Source organism: Phytohabitans aurantiacus (assembly GCF_027923225.1).
GTDB classification, from domain to species: Bacteria; Actinomycetota; Actinomycetes; order Mycobacteriales; family Micromonosporaceae; genus Phytohabitans; species Phytohabitans aurantiacus.
Window position 1 is genome coordinate 74,445 of sequence record NZ_BSDI01000011.1, and the last position, 16,629, is coordinate 91,073.

The 16,629-nt window shown below is 70.5% G+C and carries 11 protein-coding genes; 7 read left to right on the forward strand and 4 right to left on the reverse strand.

What is annotated here, in order from left to right; translation table 11 throughout:
* From QMG73_RS14060 to QMG73_RS14075, 4 genes are all read left to right on the forward strand, one after another.
* Positions 1-6,081, forward strand: coding sequence for an RHS repeat-associated core domain-containing protein (locus tag QMG73_RS14060; protein ID WP_281895481.1), 6,081 nt, complete (start codon positions 1-3; stop codon positions 6,079-6,081).
* A 103-nt stretch (positions 6,082-6,184) separates the two neighbouring features.
* On the forward strand, positions 6,185-8,020 hold the full coding sequence (locus QMG73_RS14065) for an AfsR/SARP family transcriptional regulator (protein ID WP_281895483.1): 1,836 nt from the start codon (positions 6,185-6,187) through the stop codon (positions 8,018-8,020).
* Between the two features lie 15 nt (positions 8,021-8,035).
* Positions 8,036-8,692 carry a response regulator transcription factor gene (locus tag QMG73_RS14070; RefSeq protein WP_281895485.1) on the forward strand — a complete coding sequence of 219 codons (657 nt, stop codon included), beginning with the start codon at positions 8,036-8,038 and terminating at the stop codon, positions 8,690-8,692.
* Between the two features lie 146 nt (positions 8,693-8,838).
* Positions 8,839-10,272 (forward strand): sensor histidine kinase, encoded by a 1,434-nt coding sequence (locus QMG73_RS14075; protein ID WP_281895486.1) that lies wholly within the window; start codon positions 8,839-8,841, stop codon positions 10,270-10,272.
* On the opposite strand, the gene QMG73_RS14080 is transcribed toward QMG73_RS14075, so the two are convergent.
* Positions 10,225-11,115 carry a TAXI family TRAP transporter solute-binding subunit gene (locus tag QMG73_RS14080; protein ID WP_407676801.1) on the reverse strand — a complete coding sequence of 297 codons (891 nt, stop codon included), beginning with the start codon at positions 11,113-11,115 and terminating at the stop codon, positions 10,225-10,227. The genes QMG73_RS14075 and QMG73_RS14080 overlap by 48 nt on opposite strands.
* A 121-nt stretch (positions 11,116-11,236) precedes the next feature.
* On the opposite strand from QMG73_RS14080, the gene QMG73_RS14085 reads away from it, so the two are divergent.
* Positions 11,237-11,875 carry a hypothetical protein gene (locus QMG73_RS14085; RefSeq protein WP_281895488.1) on the forward strand — a complete coding sequence of 213 codons (639 nt, stop codon included), beginning with the start codon at positions 11,237-11,239 and terminating at the stop codon, positions 11,873-11,875.
* 61 nt (positions 11,876-11,936) lie between these two features.
* Here QMG73_RS14085 and QMG73_RS14090 read toward each other — a convergent pair whose 3' ends face one another.
* A complete protein-coding gene (locus QMG73_RS14090) occupies positions 11,937-12,845 on the reverse strand; it encodes a proteasome assembly chaperone family protein (protein ID WP_281895490.1) in 909 nt (302 codons plus the stop codon).
* A 34-nt stretch (positions 12,846-12,879) separates the two neighbouring features.
* A complete protein-coding gene (add, locus tag QMG73_RS14095; RefSeq protein ID WP_281895492.1) occupies positions 12,880-13,881 on the reverse strand; it encodes an adenosine deaminase in 1,002 nt (333 codons plus the stop codon).
* A 214-nt stretch (positions 13,882-14,095) separates the two neighbouring features.
* Between add and QMG73_RS14100 the strand changes: the two genes are divergently transcribed.
* Together QMG73_RS14100 and QMG73_RS14105 are read left to right on the forward strand one after the other, a co-directional pair.
* Positions 14,096-14,980 (forward strand): hypothetical protein, encoded by an 885-nt coding sequence (locus QMG73_RS14100; RefSeq protein WP_281895494.1) that lies wholly within the window; start codon positions 14,096-14,098, stop codon positions 14,978-14,980.
* Positions 14,981-15,039: 59 nt separating this feature from the next.
* Complete coding sequence (locus QMG73_RS14105) at positions 15,040-15,747, forward strand: EcsC family protein (protein ID WP_281895496.1); 708 nt, start codon at positions 15,040-15,042, stop codon at positions 15,745-15,747.
* Here the strand turns inward: QMG73_RS14105 and QMG73_RS14110 are convergent.
* Positions 15,744-16,598 (reverse strand): SGNH/GDSL hydrolase family protein, encoded by an 855-nt coding sequence (locus QMG73_RS14110; protein WP_281895499.1) that lies wholly within the window; start codon positions 16,596-16,598, stop codon positions 15,744-15,746. The genes QMG73_RS14105 and QMG73_RS14110 overlap by 4 nt on opposite strands.
* Between the last annotated feature and the right edge of the window lie 31 nt (positions 16,599-16,629).

Genomic DNA, 16,629 nt, shown 5'->3' on the forward strand with positions numbered 1-16,629 from the left:
GTGAGTCGCAAGTGGACAGCCGGTGCGGCTGCCGGAATCATGGTGGCCAGCCTGCTGGTGGCCTCCCCAGCCGCCGCCGCGCCACCAAGGCCGTGGCAGCCGCCCACCACGCAGGCGGAGAAGTCGGTTCGGACCAAGCCGTTCGCCCCGCGCCGGCAGCGGGTCGCGACGGTACCCGAGAAGGCCCCTCCCGCGGTGAGCTGGCCCGCCGCCGGTGAGGCGTCGGTGTCGCTGCGCGGTACCCGGGCACGTGCCGGACAGCTGCCGGTGTGGGTGGCCGGCAAGGGCGCCGGCTCGGCCAAGGTGAAGGTGCTGGACCGGGCCGCCGCCGACAAGGCCGGCGTGCCGGGCCTGCTGTTCACCGTGGACGCCGGCGTCGCCCGGGCGCGGCTGACCGTGGAAGTGGACTACTCCTCCTTCCGGTACGCCTACGGCGGCGACTGGGCGTCCCGGCTGCGCCTGGTGGAGCTGCCGGCGTGCGCACTGTCCACACCGGAGCGGGCGGAGTGCCGCGCCGGAAAGCCGCTTCCGAGCCGCAACGCGGTCAAGGAGGGCACGCTGTCGGCCGAGGTGACGGCCAGCGCGGCGGTGCTCGCCGCGGCGGCGGCCCCGTCGGGCAGTTCCGGCGACTACAGCGCGACTCCGCTGGCGCGCTCGTCCTCTTGGGAGGTGGGCGGCGCGGCGGGCGACTTCTCGTGGTCGTACGAGATGGACACGCCACCAGCGCTCGGCGGCCCGGAACCCGACCTGGACCTCAGGTACAACTCGGGGAGCGTGGACGGTCGGACGGCGTCGACGAACAACCAGCCGTCCTGGGTCGGCGAGGGCTGGGACCTGTCCGAAGGCTTCGTCGAGCGGCGCTACAAGTCCTGTTCCGACGAGATCACGACCACGCCCAAGCCGTTCGACATGTGCTGGGAGACCGACAACGCCTTCCTCAACCTGGGTGACAAGACCGTCGAGCTGGTCAAGGACGCCACCACGGGCGTATGGCGGCTACGGAACGATGACGCGTCCAAGGTGGAGCGCCTGACCGGAGCCACGAACGGTGACAACGACGGCGAGTACTGGAAAGTCACCGATCGCGACGGGATGCAGTATTTCTTCGGGCTGAACCGCTTGCCCGGCTGGGCGAGCGGCAACGAGGTCACGAACTCGACATGGAGCGCGCCGGTGTTCGGCAACGACTCGGGCGAGCCCTGCCACGCCTCGACGTTCGCCGCGTCGTACTGCACCCAGGCGTGGCGGTGGAATCTCGACTACGTTGTCGACTCCAACGGCAACGCGATGTCGTACTTCTACACGCCGGTCACCAACTATTACGGCCGTAACCGCACCGCCTCGGCGGGCACCGCGTACCACCGCGACGGCTACCTGAGCCGGATCGACTACGGGCAGCGCTCGGACACGATGTATTCGGCGGCCGCCCCGATGCGAGTGGTGTTCGCCGTCGAGGAGCGCTGCGCGGCCGGCGCCACCTGCGGCACCGGCGCGATCACCAAGGACACCGCGAAGAACTGGCCGGACGTGCCGTACGACCAGCAGTGCAACTCCGGCGCGACCTGTACGGACATGTTTTCGCCGACGTTCTGGACACGGAAGCGGCTCGCGGGGGTCACCACGAAGGTGCTGGTCTCCGGCACCACCTACAAGGACGTCGACTCCTGGGCGCTCGGGTACCAGTTCCGCGAGCCCGGCGACGGCACGTCGAACCTGTTGTGGTTGTCGTCGCTCACCCGTACCGGCAAGGTCGGCGGGACCGCGGCGTTGCCGGCGGTCACCTTCGAGGGCGTGCAACTGGAGAACCGGGTCGACGCCGAAGAGGGCATCCCGCCCATGATCAAGTGGCGGCTCAGCGACGTCTACGACGAGTTCGGCGGGCACACCCGCGTCAACTACTCGGCCAAGGAGTGCACGCGTTCCGCGCCACCGACGCCGGACTCGAACACGAAGCGGTGCTTCCCGCAGTACTGGACGCCGGAGGGAGCGCTGAACCCGAAGCTGGACTGGTTCCACAAGTACGTGGCTGTGCAGGTGCTCCAGGACGACCAGTCCGGGGTGGCTGGGATCCAGCAGACGGATTACGAGTACCTCGGCGGCGGCGCCTGGCACTACGACGACAACGAGCTGACCCAGACGAAGTACCGGACGTGGAGCGAGTGGCGCGGCTTCGCCCGGGTCAAGGTGACGAACGGCGCCTCGGGTGACATCCGGTCGCAGAACGAGACGCTCTTCTACCGCGGTATGGACGGCGACAAGCTGGGAAGCGGCACCCGGAATGTGACGGTGACCGACTCCGAGGGCGTGGCTGTGGCCGACCACGAGGCGCTCGCTGGGCAGGCGCGTGAGGTCATCACGTACGACGGTCCGGGTGGCGCGGTGCTCGACGGGGAGATCCTCGACTACTGGATCTCGGCGGCCACCGCGACCCGAGGCACCAACAAGGCGTATCTCACCGGAGTGTCGAAGTCGCGCAACCGGCTCGCGCTCGCCGCCGGTGGTTGGCGGCGTACCGAGGAGCAGACCGCCTTCGACTCGTACGGCCTGCCGTACCAGGTGAACGATCTGGGCGACACGTCGAGGACGGATGACGACGAGTGCGTGCGGCTCACCTATGCCCGGGACACGTCCAAGATGCTGATCAACCTCAAGTCGCGCGAGGAGCGCGTCTCCGTCGCCTGTACGGCCACGCCGTCGCGCCCCGCCGATGTGCTGTCCGACACGCGCACGTTCTACGACGGCTCCACGACCTTCGGCACGGCACCCACCAAGGGCGACGAGACGCTGACCCAGGAGCTGGCCTCGTACTCGGGCTCTACGCCGGTGTACGTGCAGTCGACGCGAGCCACGTACGACATCTACGGCCGCACGCTGGACAGCTTCGACGCGCTGGACCGCAAGACCAGTACCGCTTTCACGCCGGCGACCGGTGGTCCGGCGACCAGTGTCACGACGACCAACCCGCTGGGGCACGCGCAGACCACCACGTACGAGACGGCATGGGGCGACGAGACCTCCCTTGTGGACGCCAACGGCCGGCGCACCGACCTGACGTACAACCCTCTCGGCCAGCTCACCGCGGTGTGGCTTCCCGGTCAGTCCAAAGCGGACAGCGAGCCGCCCAGCCAGAAGTTCTCGTACCTGATCCGTGCGGACGCGCCGACCGTGGTGAGCAGCGAGGCGATCCGCAACGACGGCAGCTACGACATCGAGTACGCGTTCTACGACGGGCAGTTGCGCCAGCGCCAGACCCAGCGGCCCGCGCCCGGTGGTGGGCGGATCCTCACCGACACCTACTACGACTCGCGTGGTCTCAAGTCTCGCGCCAACACCCCCTATTGGAACGACGGCGCGGCCGGCACCACGCTCGCGATGGTGAGCGACAACGCCGTGCCGGCGCAACACGCGTACGCATACGACGGCGCGGCCCGCGAGACCACGGTGATCTTCCGGTCGTTCGGCGCCGAGAAGTGGCGCACGCTGACCACGTACGGCGGGGACCGGGTCGCGATCACGCCGCCCGCCGGCGGCACCGCCACCACCACCGTCATGGACGCCGCTGGCCAGACGACCGAGTTGCGGCAGCACACCGGAGCGACGCCGGCCAGCGGGTACGACGCCACGAGGTACACGTACACCCGGGGCGGCGAGGTCTCGACCGTCACGGACCCGGTCGGCAACGTCTGGCGGTACACGTACGACCTGCGGGGGCGGAAGATCAAGGAGGAGGACCCCGACAAGGGCACCACGTCGTACACCTTCGACAACGCCGACCAGATCCTCACGGCGACGGACGCCCGGGGCAGGACGGTCGCGCACACCTATGACGCACTTGGCCGGAAGACCGCGCAGTACGAGGGCTCGACGGCCGGGACGAAGATGGCCGACTGGACGTGGGACACGCTCGCGAAGGGCAATCCGACCGCGGCCACCCGTTACGTGAACGGAAACGCGTACACCGTCGCTGTCAACGGGTACGACCTCGGCTACCGCCCGCTCGGCACCACTGTCACCATCCCGGCGGCGGAGGGCGCGCTCGCCGGCAGCTACCGGGTCAACAATGGATACACCGACACCGGCCAGCCGCTGCTCGTCACCTATCCGGCGGCGGGCGGCCTGGCGGCGGAGACGCTGCGATACGGCTACGACGCCTACGGTCGCCTGACCACCGCCCAGACGGGACTGTCCACGTTGCTCACCGGCGCGACCTATACGCCATACGGTGAGCCGTCGCAGTACACGCTGCAAGCGACTGCCGGCAAGCAGTTGGTGCAGACGTTCACGTACGACGACGCGACGCGGAAGCTGAGCCGGGCGATCGTCGACCGGAGCGTCGCACCCACCCGCTTGGCGGATGTGACCTACGGCTACGACCCGTCGGGCAATGTCACGAAGATCGCTGATGGTGCGGACGTGCAGTGCTTCACGTACGACTATCTGAAGCGGTTGTCGAGCGCGTGGACGGCGACGAACCAGTGCGCCACCGGCCCGAGCGCGTCTGTCCTGGGTGGACCGGCGCCGTACTGGCAGGCGTGGACGTACGACAAGACCGGTAACCGGCTGACGGAGACGGACCACAAAGCAAACGTCACCAGCAGCTACACCTACCCGGCCGCCGGCGGGATCCGGCCGCACGCGCTCACCAGCGTGACGACCAACGGTCAGACGTCCAGCTACGAATACGACGCCACCGGAAACACGACGAGCCGGCCCGGCCAGAGCCTGACCTGGGACGTCGAGGGACGCCTCGCCACCGTGACGGAGAACGGCAAGACATCCGAGTACCTGTACGACGCGGAGGGCAGCCGGCTGATCCGCCGTGAGGCCGACACGGTGACCCTCTACCTGGGCGGCACGGAGCTGGAGCTGACGAAGGCGACCAACGCGGTGGCGGCGACCCGCTTCTACCAGCTCGGCTCCGTCAACGCCGTGCGTTCGTCGGGCGGTGGCCTGTCGTTCGAGGCGCAGGACCGGCTGGGCACCGCGCAGCTCTCGGTCGACGCCGACGATCTGGCGGTGACCCAGCGGCGGTTCCTGCCGTTCGGCGAGCCCCGCGGGGCGGTACCGGCGAGTTGGCCGACGGAGAAGGGCTATATCGGCGGCACCGTCGACGGCACCGGGCTGACGCATCTCGGTGCTCGGGAGTACGACCCGGACCTTGGGCGGTTCATCTCGGTGGACCCGGTCATCAACCACGACGACCCGCAGCAGATGAACGCGTACGCGTACTCCAACAACACGCCGGTCACGATGCACGATCCGGACGGCCGGTGGTCGTACACGCCGGGCGGGCACTACTGCGACGGGTGCAGCGGCAACAAGGTGAACAAGCCGTCGAAGTCCAAGGGCAAGAAGAAGAAGTCCAAGAAGAAGAAGTCGTACGGCGGGCACTTCTGCGACGGCTGCGAGTACGGCGGCAGCGGCAACCACCACTACCACCCGCCGCGCAAGAAGATCTACCCGGCCGACCTGCGCCAGCACGACAACAAGATCGCGGCGGAGGCGCGCCGGCTGGCGCGGGAGTACGCGGCGAAGAAGAAGCGCGAGGAGCAGGCGAAGAAGGCCAAGCTGGCCGCCCTGAAGGCGAAGAAGCAGAAGTGGATGGAGTGCATTGCCCTGAACCGCGGCATGGACGGTAAATGCGGCAGTGATCCGATGCCCAGGAAGAGCGACAGCCTACCCAAGACGCTGTGGAAGCACGGGTTCCTGAGCTGGCAGCTGTGCAGCCCGACGCACATGGTGTGCGGGAAGATCAAGGTTCAGAACGGTCGGATCTCGATCCTCAGCGCCGTCACCACCTCGCCCGCCGAGCCGAGCCTGTACTCGCTCTTCCCCACGGTGGGACTCGCCAACAAGTCCAGCGGCAGGGAGAAGAAGAGCTACAGCGGTTCGTACGGCCGATGGGGCGCCGGCGTGGGCATCAATCCCGACGGCTCGATCAACCGGCAGGACTGGGACGTCTCGGTTGGCACGAGCATCAAGGGCGGTCTGGTGGGCACCGAAAACAGCGGCATCAAGAGGTTCGGGGGCAGCCTCAGCAGGACGTGGTGGAGCCAGTGCTTCATCGGTAGCTGTAAGTGATGGGCTGCGTTATCGTTTCGTGACCATATGACTAATGATCGTTCACTCGCGGATCCCTACGGTGTGACCGGGGGCGTGTCAATCGCGAGGAACGGTCGGGTTCATGGAGTTGACGCGCGGCAGTGTGGTTGGTGGTGGGCGTCCGGTCTTCCGGGTGCTCGGTCCGTTGGAGGTGCGCGGGACTTCGGGACCGGTCCCGTTAACCGGCGCTCGGCAGCGCGTCGTCCTGGCAGCGCTGCTGGTGCGGGCCAACCGGGTGGTGCCGCTCGGCGATCTCGTCGACGCGGTCTGGCCGGAGCGGCCGCCAGCGACCGCTCGCGACCAGGTGGTCAACGTGGTGTCCGCGTTGCGCCGCCTGGTCGGCAGAGCGGCCGGCGAAGGGTGGCTGGAGACCCAGCCACCCGGGTACGTCGTCCGGCTCGGTCCAGGCCAGCTCGACCTCGAAGAGTTCGAAGGGCTGGTACGCACGGCCGACGCCGCGAGCGCGGCGAGCCGGCCGGAGGACGCGGCACGGGCGCTGCGCGGCGCGCTCTCCCTGTGGCGCGGGCCGGCTCTCATCGACGTGCCGGCCCCGTTCGCGGCGACCGAGGCGCGGCGCCTCACCGAGCTGCGGCTTGCCGCGGTCGAGAAGCTGATGGACGCGGAGTTCGCCGCGGGGCGGCACCGGGAGGTCGTACCCGAGCTGACCCAGCTCGTTGCCGAGTACCCGCTGCGGGAGCGGCTGCGCGGCCAGCTCATGCTCGCCCTGCACGCGGCCGGCCGGACGGCGGAGGCGCTGGCGGCGTACCGCAGCGGTCGCCGGCTGCTGGTCGACGAGCTCGGCCTGGAGCCGGGCGCGGCGCTGCAGCGGATCGAGCGGGCGATCCTGACCGACACCGAGGTGGCGGAGCCCGCGACCGCCGCGCCTACCAGCCCGCCCGCGCAGCTGCCGCGCGACATCGCGGACTTCACCGGTCGGCGCGCCGAGATCGCGGCGATACGCGAGCGGCTCCAGGCTCCGGCGAGCACCGCGGTCCGGGTGGTCGCCGTCGTGGGCCCGCCCGGTGTCGGCAAGAGCACGCTGGTCAACCACGTCGCACACGGACTGCGCGCGGAGTTCCCGGGTGGCCAGCTCCACACCAGCCTTCGTGGCGATCGCGATCCGGGCGAGGTACTGGCCGAGATGCTGCGCGCGCTGGGTACGCCGCCCGGCGCCATCCCCGAAGACCTGCCCGAGCGGATCCGGCTGTACCGCTCCCTGACCGCCCAGCGACGGCTGCTGATCGTGCTCGACGGCGTGGCCGACGCGGCGCACGCCCGGCCGCTGCTGCCCGGCGACCCGGGATGCGCGGTGCTGATCACCAGCCGCAGCGCCGTGACCGGCCTCGAAGGCACGCACCGGATCACGCTGGGCGCCATGTCCAGCGACGACGCGGTGGCGTTGCTCGGCGCGACCGCGGGACCAGGCCGGGTGACCGCCGAGCCGGCCGCCGCTCAGATGATCGCTGAGCTGTGTGGCCGGTACCCGCTGGCCCTGCGGGTTGCGGGCGCCCGCGCCGCGGCCCGGCCCGAGCTGTCGCTGCGCCGGCTCGCCGAGCGGCTCGGCGCCCCTGAGCGGCGGCTCGACGAACTGCGCGCCGGCGACCTCGACGTCCGCTCCACGATGGCGGCGGGCATCGGCACGCTCCCGCCCGAGCTTGCCCTGCCGGCGCGCCGGCTCGCGCTGCTGGGCGTCGGCAGCTTTCCACTCTGGACGGTGGTGGCCATCCTCGGCGTCACCGCGGAAGCCGCCGAAGACCTCGTCGACCAACTGGTGGACCGGCAGGTCGTCGAGTACGCCGGTGTCGACGACGCCGGCCAGCACCGGTACCGGTTCCCGGAGCTGATCCGGCTGTATTTGAGGTTTCCCAATCGCCACACGGCCGCGGACGCGTGGTCCGGCCGAAGCGTGAGTGCGTGAAAGGGGTGATGACCGATGCGCATCCTGCTCGTTGAAGACGATCACCGCGTGAGCGCGGCGATGATGACGATGCTCCAGCGCCGCGGGTACGAAGTGGAGCACGCCGCCACCGCCGCGGCTGCCCTCGCCGCGGCCCCCTGCGACCTGGTCCTGCTGGACCTCAACCTGCCCGACGGCGACGGCGTCGACGTGTGCCGCTCGCTGCGTTCGCGCAGCGAGCAGCTCGGCATCATCGCGGTGACCGCGCGCGGCGAGGAGCGCGACCGGGTGGTGGGCCTGCGCACCGGCGCGGACGACTACGTGGTGAAGCCGTTCTCGATGGCCGAGCTGCACGCGCGCATCGAGGCGCTGCTGCGCCGCACCGTCCGGCAGGCGCCGCAGTGCGAGCTGATCGAGGTGGCTCCGATCAGGATCAACCTTGGCACGCGCGCGGTCGAGGTCAACGGCGCGTGCGTCACGTTGACCCGCAAGGAGTTCGACATCCTGGTCTCGCTGGCCCGGCAGCCGGGCGCGGCGGTCAGTTACGAGCGAATCCTGCTCGATGTCTGGCAAACCACCTGGTCTGGCCGGCACACTCTCGAAGTACACATCGCGTCGCTGCGCGCCAAGCTGGGGGTGCCCAACCTGGTGCAGACGGTTCGGGGGGTGGGCTACCGGCTACAAACAGGCTGATCAGCGGTCACGGGGCGGGTTGGGGGACAGCGCAACCCAAACCGGAATACGGGTCATTCGCTGTCGTTGGTCGCCACGGCTCCTAGCCGGATCCGAAGGCGACCGGTACGGCTAGCGCTGGGGGACGGCGCGAGGCGGGAGGTACGGTGCGGCGACGGCTGGTGAGCACGTATGTGCTGCTGCTGTGCATGGTGTTGCTGGCGCTGGAGATCCCGCTCGCCATCTCTCTGACCAACCGCGAGACACAGGGTGTGGTCGCCGACCGGCTGGCCGACGCCACCCGGTTTGCTTCCCTCGCCGCGCCCGCGGTGCGCGACGGCGAGCTTGACTCCCTCGTCAACGAGTTGCGCCCGTACCACGAGCTTTACGGCATCGCCACGCTCGTGGTCGACCAGAACCGGCAGGTGCTCAGCGTCTTCGGGGCGCCCCGGCCGTACCGGGAGTCCACCGAACGCGCGATTCGCGGCGCGCTCGCCGGCCGTCAGATGAGCCTGCCGACCACCATCTGGCCGTGGCAGGAGGACCCCCTGGTCATCGCGGTACCGGTCAGCGACGGCGGTGCGGTGCTGGGCGCCGTGGTCACGGTCTCTCCGACCGGCCACGTCCGGCGCGCGGTCGTCGAGTCATGGCTGGAGCTGGGGCTCGTCGGCCTGCTCGCGGTGGCCGCGTGCGTGATCACCGCGCTCCGGCTGGCGGGCTGGGTACTGCGGCCGGTGACCCGGCTCGACGCCGCCACCCACGAGATCGCGGCCGGCGACAGCGGTGCCCGGGTACAGCCCAATCTGGGGCCGCCGGAGCTGAGGCGGCTCTCGGACAGCTTCAACGAGATGGCAGACGCGGTCGCCGAGGCGCTGGAACGGCAGCGGTCGTTTGTCGCACACGCCAGCCATCAGCTTCGCAACCCGTTGACGGTACTGCGATTGCGGGTCGAGGAGCTGGGCCTCGGCCTGGTCGACCCGCTGGCGAAAGCCGACCACGAGATCGCTCTGGCGGAGACGGACCGGCTGGCGGGTGTGCTCGACGGCCTGCTCGCCCTGGCCCGGGCCGAGCGCGGCCAACACCGGGTGGAGGTGCTCGACGCGGTGGCGGTGGCGCAGGACCGGGTGGTGGCCTGGCAGCCGCTCGCCGAACGCCGCGGCATCGAGCTGGTCACCGAGGTGCCGGACGAGCCCGTGTGGGCGCGGCTGGTGTCGACCGCGCTGGACCAGTCGCTGGACGCCCTCGTCGACAACGCGCTCAAGTTCACCCCGTCCGGTGGGCGGGTCACCGTGGTGGTCGAGCCCGCGGGCGGCGGCGTGGCGGTCTCGGTGCGCGACAGCGGGCCGGGCCTGACCGAGGAGCAGTGCCGGTTGGCGACCGACCGGTTCTGGCGCGCGCCGGACACCCAGAACGTCGACGGCGCCGGCCTCGGCCTGCCCATCGTGGCGGTACTCGTCGAGGCGTCCGGCGGCCGCCTCGCGCTGACTCCCGGCACGCCAGGGCTCGTGGTGCGCATGTGGTTTCCCGCGGCCGAGCCGCCGCCAGCCCGCCGGTCAGGGCTTGACGGACTTGAAGTAGCGGGCGGCACCCGGATGGAGTGACAGCGGCGCCGTGGCGATCGCCGACCGGAAGTCCAGCCGTTCGGCCGCCGGGTGCGCGGCGGCGAGCTCGTCGCGCCGCTCCAGCAACAGCCTGGCCAGTTCGTAGGCCAGGTCGTCGGGCATCGTGCTCGACACGACCAGCAGGTTGGGAACGGCGACCGTGCTGACCGCCCCGAGCCCGTACGTCGACGTGGGCACGTCACGCACCACGTAGGCGTCGCTGTAAGCGTCGCGCAGCGGCTCCGCCCACTCGCTGAGGTCGACGAGGCGCGGCGCCACCTGGGCGCGCAGGTCGGCGATGCGGCCCACCGGCAGGCCACCGGAGAAGAAGAACGCGTCGATCCGGCCATCGGCGAGTGCCGCGGACGAGTCGTCGATCCCCATCCGTTCCTGCTGGATCGCCTCGGGACTGGCAAGGCCGGCGACGGTCAGCAGCCGCTTGACGGTCACCTCGGTGCCCGAGCCCTTCGCTCCAACCGAAACCCGGCGGCCACGCAGATCCGCGAGTGTCCGGATCGGACTGTCGGCCCGCACGATCAGGTGCAGCAGGTCGTCGTACACCCGGGCGATCGCGGTGAGGTTGGCGCTGTTGCCGTCGTCGAGGATGTCGGCCTGCGTGAAGCCGATCTCGGCGTCGCCCCTGTTTACCCGCGCGACATTTTCCGCGGACGCCGCGGTCACCTGCACGCTGGCGTCGACTTCTGGCAGGTCGCGCTCGATGATGCGGGCCAGGGCGGAGCCCACCGCGTAGTAGACGGCCGTGGTGCTGCCGGTCGCGATGCGGATCTGCCGTTGCTCGACCTCGCCGCCGTCACATCCGGTTGCGGCGAGTAACACGACAATCGCCGTCACAGTCGATCGAATCCGGCGCACTCGCAAGTTTCCCTCAAGTCCTTGGCGGCGGTGTACCGGCCGAACGGCGGATCAGCCACGGTGTGGGTGTGACCGGGGAGAGGGGACGCGGATGATCCGGGAACAGCTCGGTTTCGAGGCAATGAGTCTCGTGCAGTGCACCGACCTTACGCGGGCGGCTGGACGGCGTCGCCCCGCATGGGCACACGGCGAGGGATACCGGCCGAACCTGCCCGCCGTACTGGCGGAGTTCAATCGCGAGGACGCCGCGCACCGGCTCGCGCTTCTCCTGTCCGACCTGGGCGTCGCGGCCTCGCACGACGTGCGCGTCGGCGGCGGACGCCGGCGGTTCCGGCTGCACCGGGTCGTCGTGCCGGCCGACCGCGACAGTGTTGTCCGCGCGCTGACCGGGTACTGGCGGCAGGGCCGCGGCACCTTGCTGAGCACGGAGCTGGTCGGCGCGTCGTCGCCGCGCAACGCGCAACGCGCGACTCTGGCGCGCGCCGCGTGGCGGGCCGCGCTGCTCGCGGGCGGCCGCCGGCTTCGCGCGGATTCCTTGGGGGTACGCCTCTGCGATCAGGAGATGGCAGCGGTACTGGTGCGAGCCGGCCGGCTGCTCGGCGTGACGCCCATGGTGGAGTCACGCCCCGGGTGCCTGCTGGTGACCGTCTCCGAGCCCGAGGAGCGGACCCGCATCCTCAACACGTTGAGCACCACGGCCCTGCTCCCCGCCACGCGCCGCGTCGCCTGACCTGCTCCGTGATCAGGGCGTCCCTCAAGTCGTTCTAGCGACTTCAGGGACGCCCTGATCATCAAGAGCCGTCGCCCTGTTGCTCGGCCAGGAAGCGCTCCAGCTCGGCGCCGAGCTCCTCGGCGGTCGGCAGCGGCCCGGTGTCGGCGAGCAGGTTGCGCCCCGGCGCGCGCCCCCGGGTGAACGCGTCGTACTGCTCCTCCAGCGCCCGCACCAGCTGGGTGGCCTCCTCGGACTGCGCCACCTGGTGGTCGATGTCGGCGCGCACCAGCTCGGCGTTTTCCCGTAGGCCATCGGTGGGCAGCAACAGCCCGGTCGCCTTGGACAGCGACGCCAGCAGTTGCTCGGCGGCCGCCGGGAACTCGGCCTGCGCCAGGTAGTGCGGCACGTGCACCGCGAAGCCGAGCGCGTCGTGACCCCGCTGCCCCAACCGGTACTCGAGCAGGTTGCCGGCACTGCCCGGCACCTGCACGCGCTGCAGCCACGGCTCGTACCCGGCGATGAGGTCGCGCCGGGTGGCGTGCGCGGTGACGCCGGTGGGCCGGGTGTGGGGCACCGCCATCGGTATCGAGTTGAGCCCCACGGTCATCTGCACGCCGAGCCGGTCGATGAGCCCGATGACCGCCGCGACGAACCGCTCCCACTGCAGGTCGGGCTCGGGCCCGGTCATCAGCAGGAACGGCGTGCCCGCGTCGTCCTGCAGCAGGTGCAGCTCGAGCGTCGGGTCCTCGTACTCTGTCCAGTGGTCCTCGACGAAGATCATCGGTGGGCGGCGGGACCGGTAGTCCAGCAGCTGGTCGACGTCGAACGTCGCGACCGTGCGGTGCTCGAGCGTCTTGGTGAGGTGTTCACGAGCCAGCTTGGTGCCGTTGCCCGCGTCGACGTAGCCGCTCAGGGCCTGTACGAGCACCGGCCGGCCCAGCTCGGGCAGATCCCCGGTGAGGTCGTACAGGGCATGCGGATCGAGCACAGGTCCTCCTCGCTGGCAAAACCACCTTTGGCAATTAAACCCCCGCGACCCAGGCGTCGATTCCCGCCAGCAGCGCGGTGCGCACGTCAGGCGGGGCGGCGGAGGCCTCCACGGAGTGCCGCGCGAGCCGCGCCAACTCGGCATCCGTGCAGGTCAGGTCGTGTTTCGCGATCTCGTACTGCCGGATTAAGCCGGCAGCGAACAGCAGCGGGTCGTCGGAGCCCAACGCCACCGGCACACCGGCCGCGAGCAGGGCACGGACGGGCACCCCGGCCAGGTCCGGCGTGACACCGAGCGGCGGATATGACGTGGGGCACACCTCGAGCGCCACGCGCCGCTCGGCGAGCAGGTCGAGGGTCGCCGGGTCGGTGAGGGCGGTCAGACCGTGGCCGATACGGCCGGCGCCGAGGAGGGTCACGCAGTCGCGTACATGCCAGGCGGGCTCGTAGAAACCGGCGTGCGGCACGGTGAGCAGCCCCGCCTCGGTGGCGATCCGGCAGGCGGGCGCGAAGTCGGCGACGCGTCCCAACCGCTCGTCATTGGAGATCCCGAACCCGACGATGCCATTCCCACCCCCCGAACCGAAGCCCGCGTATTTCGCCGCGAGGCGGGCCACCGTGACCGCGTCGTCGGGTGATCGCGCCCAGCTCGCCGCGAGTACCACGCCGGTCGGCGTGCCGCGCGCGCCCGCCAGCACGGCCTCCACGACCTGTTCCAGGCCGCCGAGGCGCGCGGCGTACGAGGTCGGGTCGACCTGGAGCTCGACCCAGCCCGCGCCGTCCGCCACGTCGTCCGCGGCGGCTTCGGCCACCACGCGGGCGATGTCCTCAGCGGTACGCAGACAGGCACGCGCCGTGTCGTAGCGCGTCTGGAAGGCGGCCCAGCCGTGCGTGCGACCAAGATCCAGCGGCGGCGGCAGCGGCAGCCCGTACCGGTCCGCCAGCTCGGCTAGCGTGGTGGGGCGCATGGCGCCGGTGAGGTGGATGTGAAGGTTCGCCTTGGGGAGCCTGCGGAGGTCGCGCACCCGATCGACCATAGCCCCCTCCTCTGAACGGTTGAGTATACGGAGAGTAGCGGATCTTTCTACACGTAGTGTCCAAATCGGACAGAGTGGGACATGTCTGTTTTGCGATGTCTGACGCGTGCCGCGCCACCCCGTCACTCGCCGCGTAGAAAACCAAACCCCAAAGTGATCAGCGTCATATGATCACCGTGTGTAATCGCGGAGGGTCCCTGCCTAGCCTCGCTGGATGCACGACGACGACAAGAAATCCCCCCAGTTCGCCGCGGCATCCCCCTTCCGCCGTTTGGCGGATGTCGTATCCGACCTATCGAAGAAGAGCCGGCGGAGCACCGACCGAGTCCGTCCTTTCGTCACCGCCTACATCAACGCTCCGTCATGGGCGAGGGTCACCGTGGCCGCCAGCATGGTGGCCGCCCTCGGGGTCGCGGCGGTCACCGAGACCCGCGACGGGACCACCGAAGCGGCCTCGCCGATCGCCGGAAACAAGGCCGCGGTCGAGCGGTCGATTACGGAACGTGCGCAGCAGGCGGAAGCCGCGACGCGCTCCCAGCGGACCGCGCCCAAGCCGCCCCAGGCCGCCCCGGCGCCCGCGACGAAGGCGGCTCCCGCTCCGGCGAAGGCGGCACCCGCGCCCGCCCCGAAGGAGCCCACCCAGGTCGCGCCGGTGGCCGGCCTGTCCCAGGTACAGATGAACAACGCGCACGCCATCGTCAAGGCGGGGCTGAGGCGCGGGGTACCGCAGCGGGGCCTCGTCATCGCCGTGGCGACGGCCATGCAGGAGAGCACCCTGCTCAACCGGGCCAGCGAGGTGCTGCCCGAGTCCAAGCGGTACGCCCACCAGGGCACCGGATCGGACCACGACTCGGTCGGCCTGTTCCAGCAGCGGCCCAGCAGCGGCTGGGGTCCGGTCGCCAAGCTGATGCAGCCGGACTACGCCGCGGGCAAGTTCTACGCGGGCCTGATGCAGGTCCCCGGCTGGAACCGGATGTCGCTGACGCTCGCCGCGCAGGCGGTACAGGTGTCCGCGTACCCGTACGCCTACGCCAAGCACGAGCAGCGGGCGGCCGCGATCGTGAACGCGCTACTCAAGGCCGGCGTCACCGGGAAGTAGCCGGCTCCGGGCACTATGGAGGTAGGCAACCCTTGACCTCTGCCCCCCGGAGGCCCTACGTGACCGACCCCACACCACCTGTCGAAGAAGCCGTCCCGGACGGCACCGCCGAACTCCCGGCGGGGCTCTGGGACCGGATGCGCAACGACCCCCAGTACGCGCCCGAACACCTGGCGCTGGAGGCGGTGCGCCGCCTGGGCCCGCAAGCGCGGGCCTGGGCCGACCGGGCCCGAGCCGAAGGCCCCGGCGTCGACGCCGACGCGCTCGCACAGCAGGCGACCCGGAAGTTCGTCAAGCTGGCCCGGCTGTCCGGGGCAGTGTCCGGTGCCGCCGGACTGCCCGGCGCGGTGGTCGACGTGGGCGTGCTGGCGTGGACGCAGGCCCGGATGGTCCTGCACATCGCGGCGGCGTACGGCGTCGACCCGACACACAACGACCGCGCGATCGACCTCCTGGTGCTCCAGAAGGTGCACAAGGTCGCGCAGACCGCACGGCTGGCGCTCGGCGTCGCGGCCGGGCGCGAGCGGGCGGGCGCGCTCTTCGGGCGCGCCGCGTTGCCGCTCGCCCGCACCGTGGCCAGCCTCGGCGTCAAGCTGGCCCAGATGGCCGGCGTACGCGCCGCCAAGCGACTGTTCGCCAAGCTCATCCCGGGCGCCGGCATCGTGCTCGGCACCTGGGCCAACTCGTCGGCCACCACCGACCTGGCCCGCCGCACCGTGGCGATGTACCGCCCCCGCCCAGCGATACCCCAGCAGCGCACCGCCTAACGGAACGCGCGACCGAACGTCACCTCGGCCAGCTTGTGCTGCCCTTCCGTGTCGGGGTGGAAGTAGTCGAGCCGGTTCAGCATGTCGAGCGTGAAGCGGAACTTGTGCACGGCACCGCCGTCGTACACGCACCGCTTCCCGTACGCCTTGCACGCCGCGGCGAGCTGGCTGTTGTACCCGTCGACCCGCTTGCCGACGGCGGCCCGGCGGTCGGCGTCGGCCTTGGCGGTCGACGTGGCGTTGGCCAGCAACGCCGGGCAGACCCCCTTACGCCACGCCTTGACCGCGCCCTCGTCCTGGTGGCCGATCTGCCACAGCCGGTTGAGATCCGGGATGCTCACCACCAGCACGCGTGCCTTCGGTAGGCCCTTCTTGAGCACGGCGAGCGCCTCGTCGACGCTGGACCGGAACGACGCGACCGGCGTCATGTCGGCGACCGTGGCGCGGCACGCGTCGTTGGCGCCGATCAGCACCGTCACATACTCCACTTTGGACTGTACAGCCTGACGGGCCTGCGCGGTCAGGCCCGACGCCCGCGCGCCCGGCACCGAGTAGTTGAAGGCGCGGTCGTCGATCGCCTCGTTGTCCCGCTTGATCCGGCGGTAGTGGCTGTCGACGCGGGCGCTGTCACCGGTCGACCACGAGTTGCGGTGGCATTTCACCAGGGTGAGACAGGTGCCGAAGCCCGACGTGACCGAGTCGCCCAGCGCGGCCATCGACGAGGGTAGGTCACCGCGTGGCGGCGTCGAGCCCGACGGCGGGTCCGGGTCTGCCGACGCACCACCCTCTTTGCAGGCCAGCGCGACGAGCGCGGCCACTGCCAGTAACGCTGTCGTCCACCGTCGGTGCACACGGACACTGTACGGGTCGGGTGTTAAATCT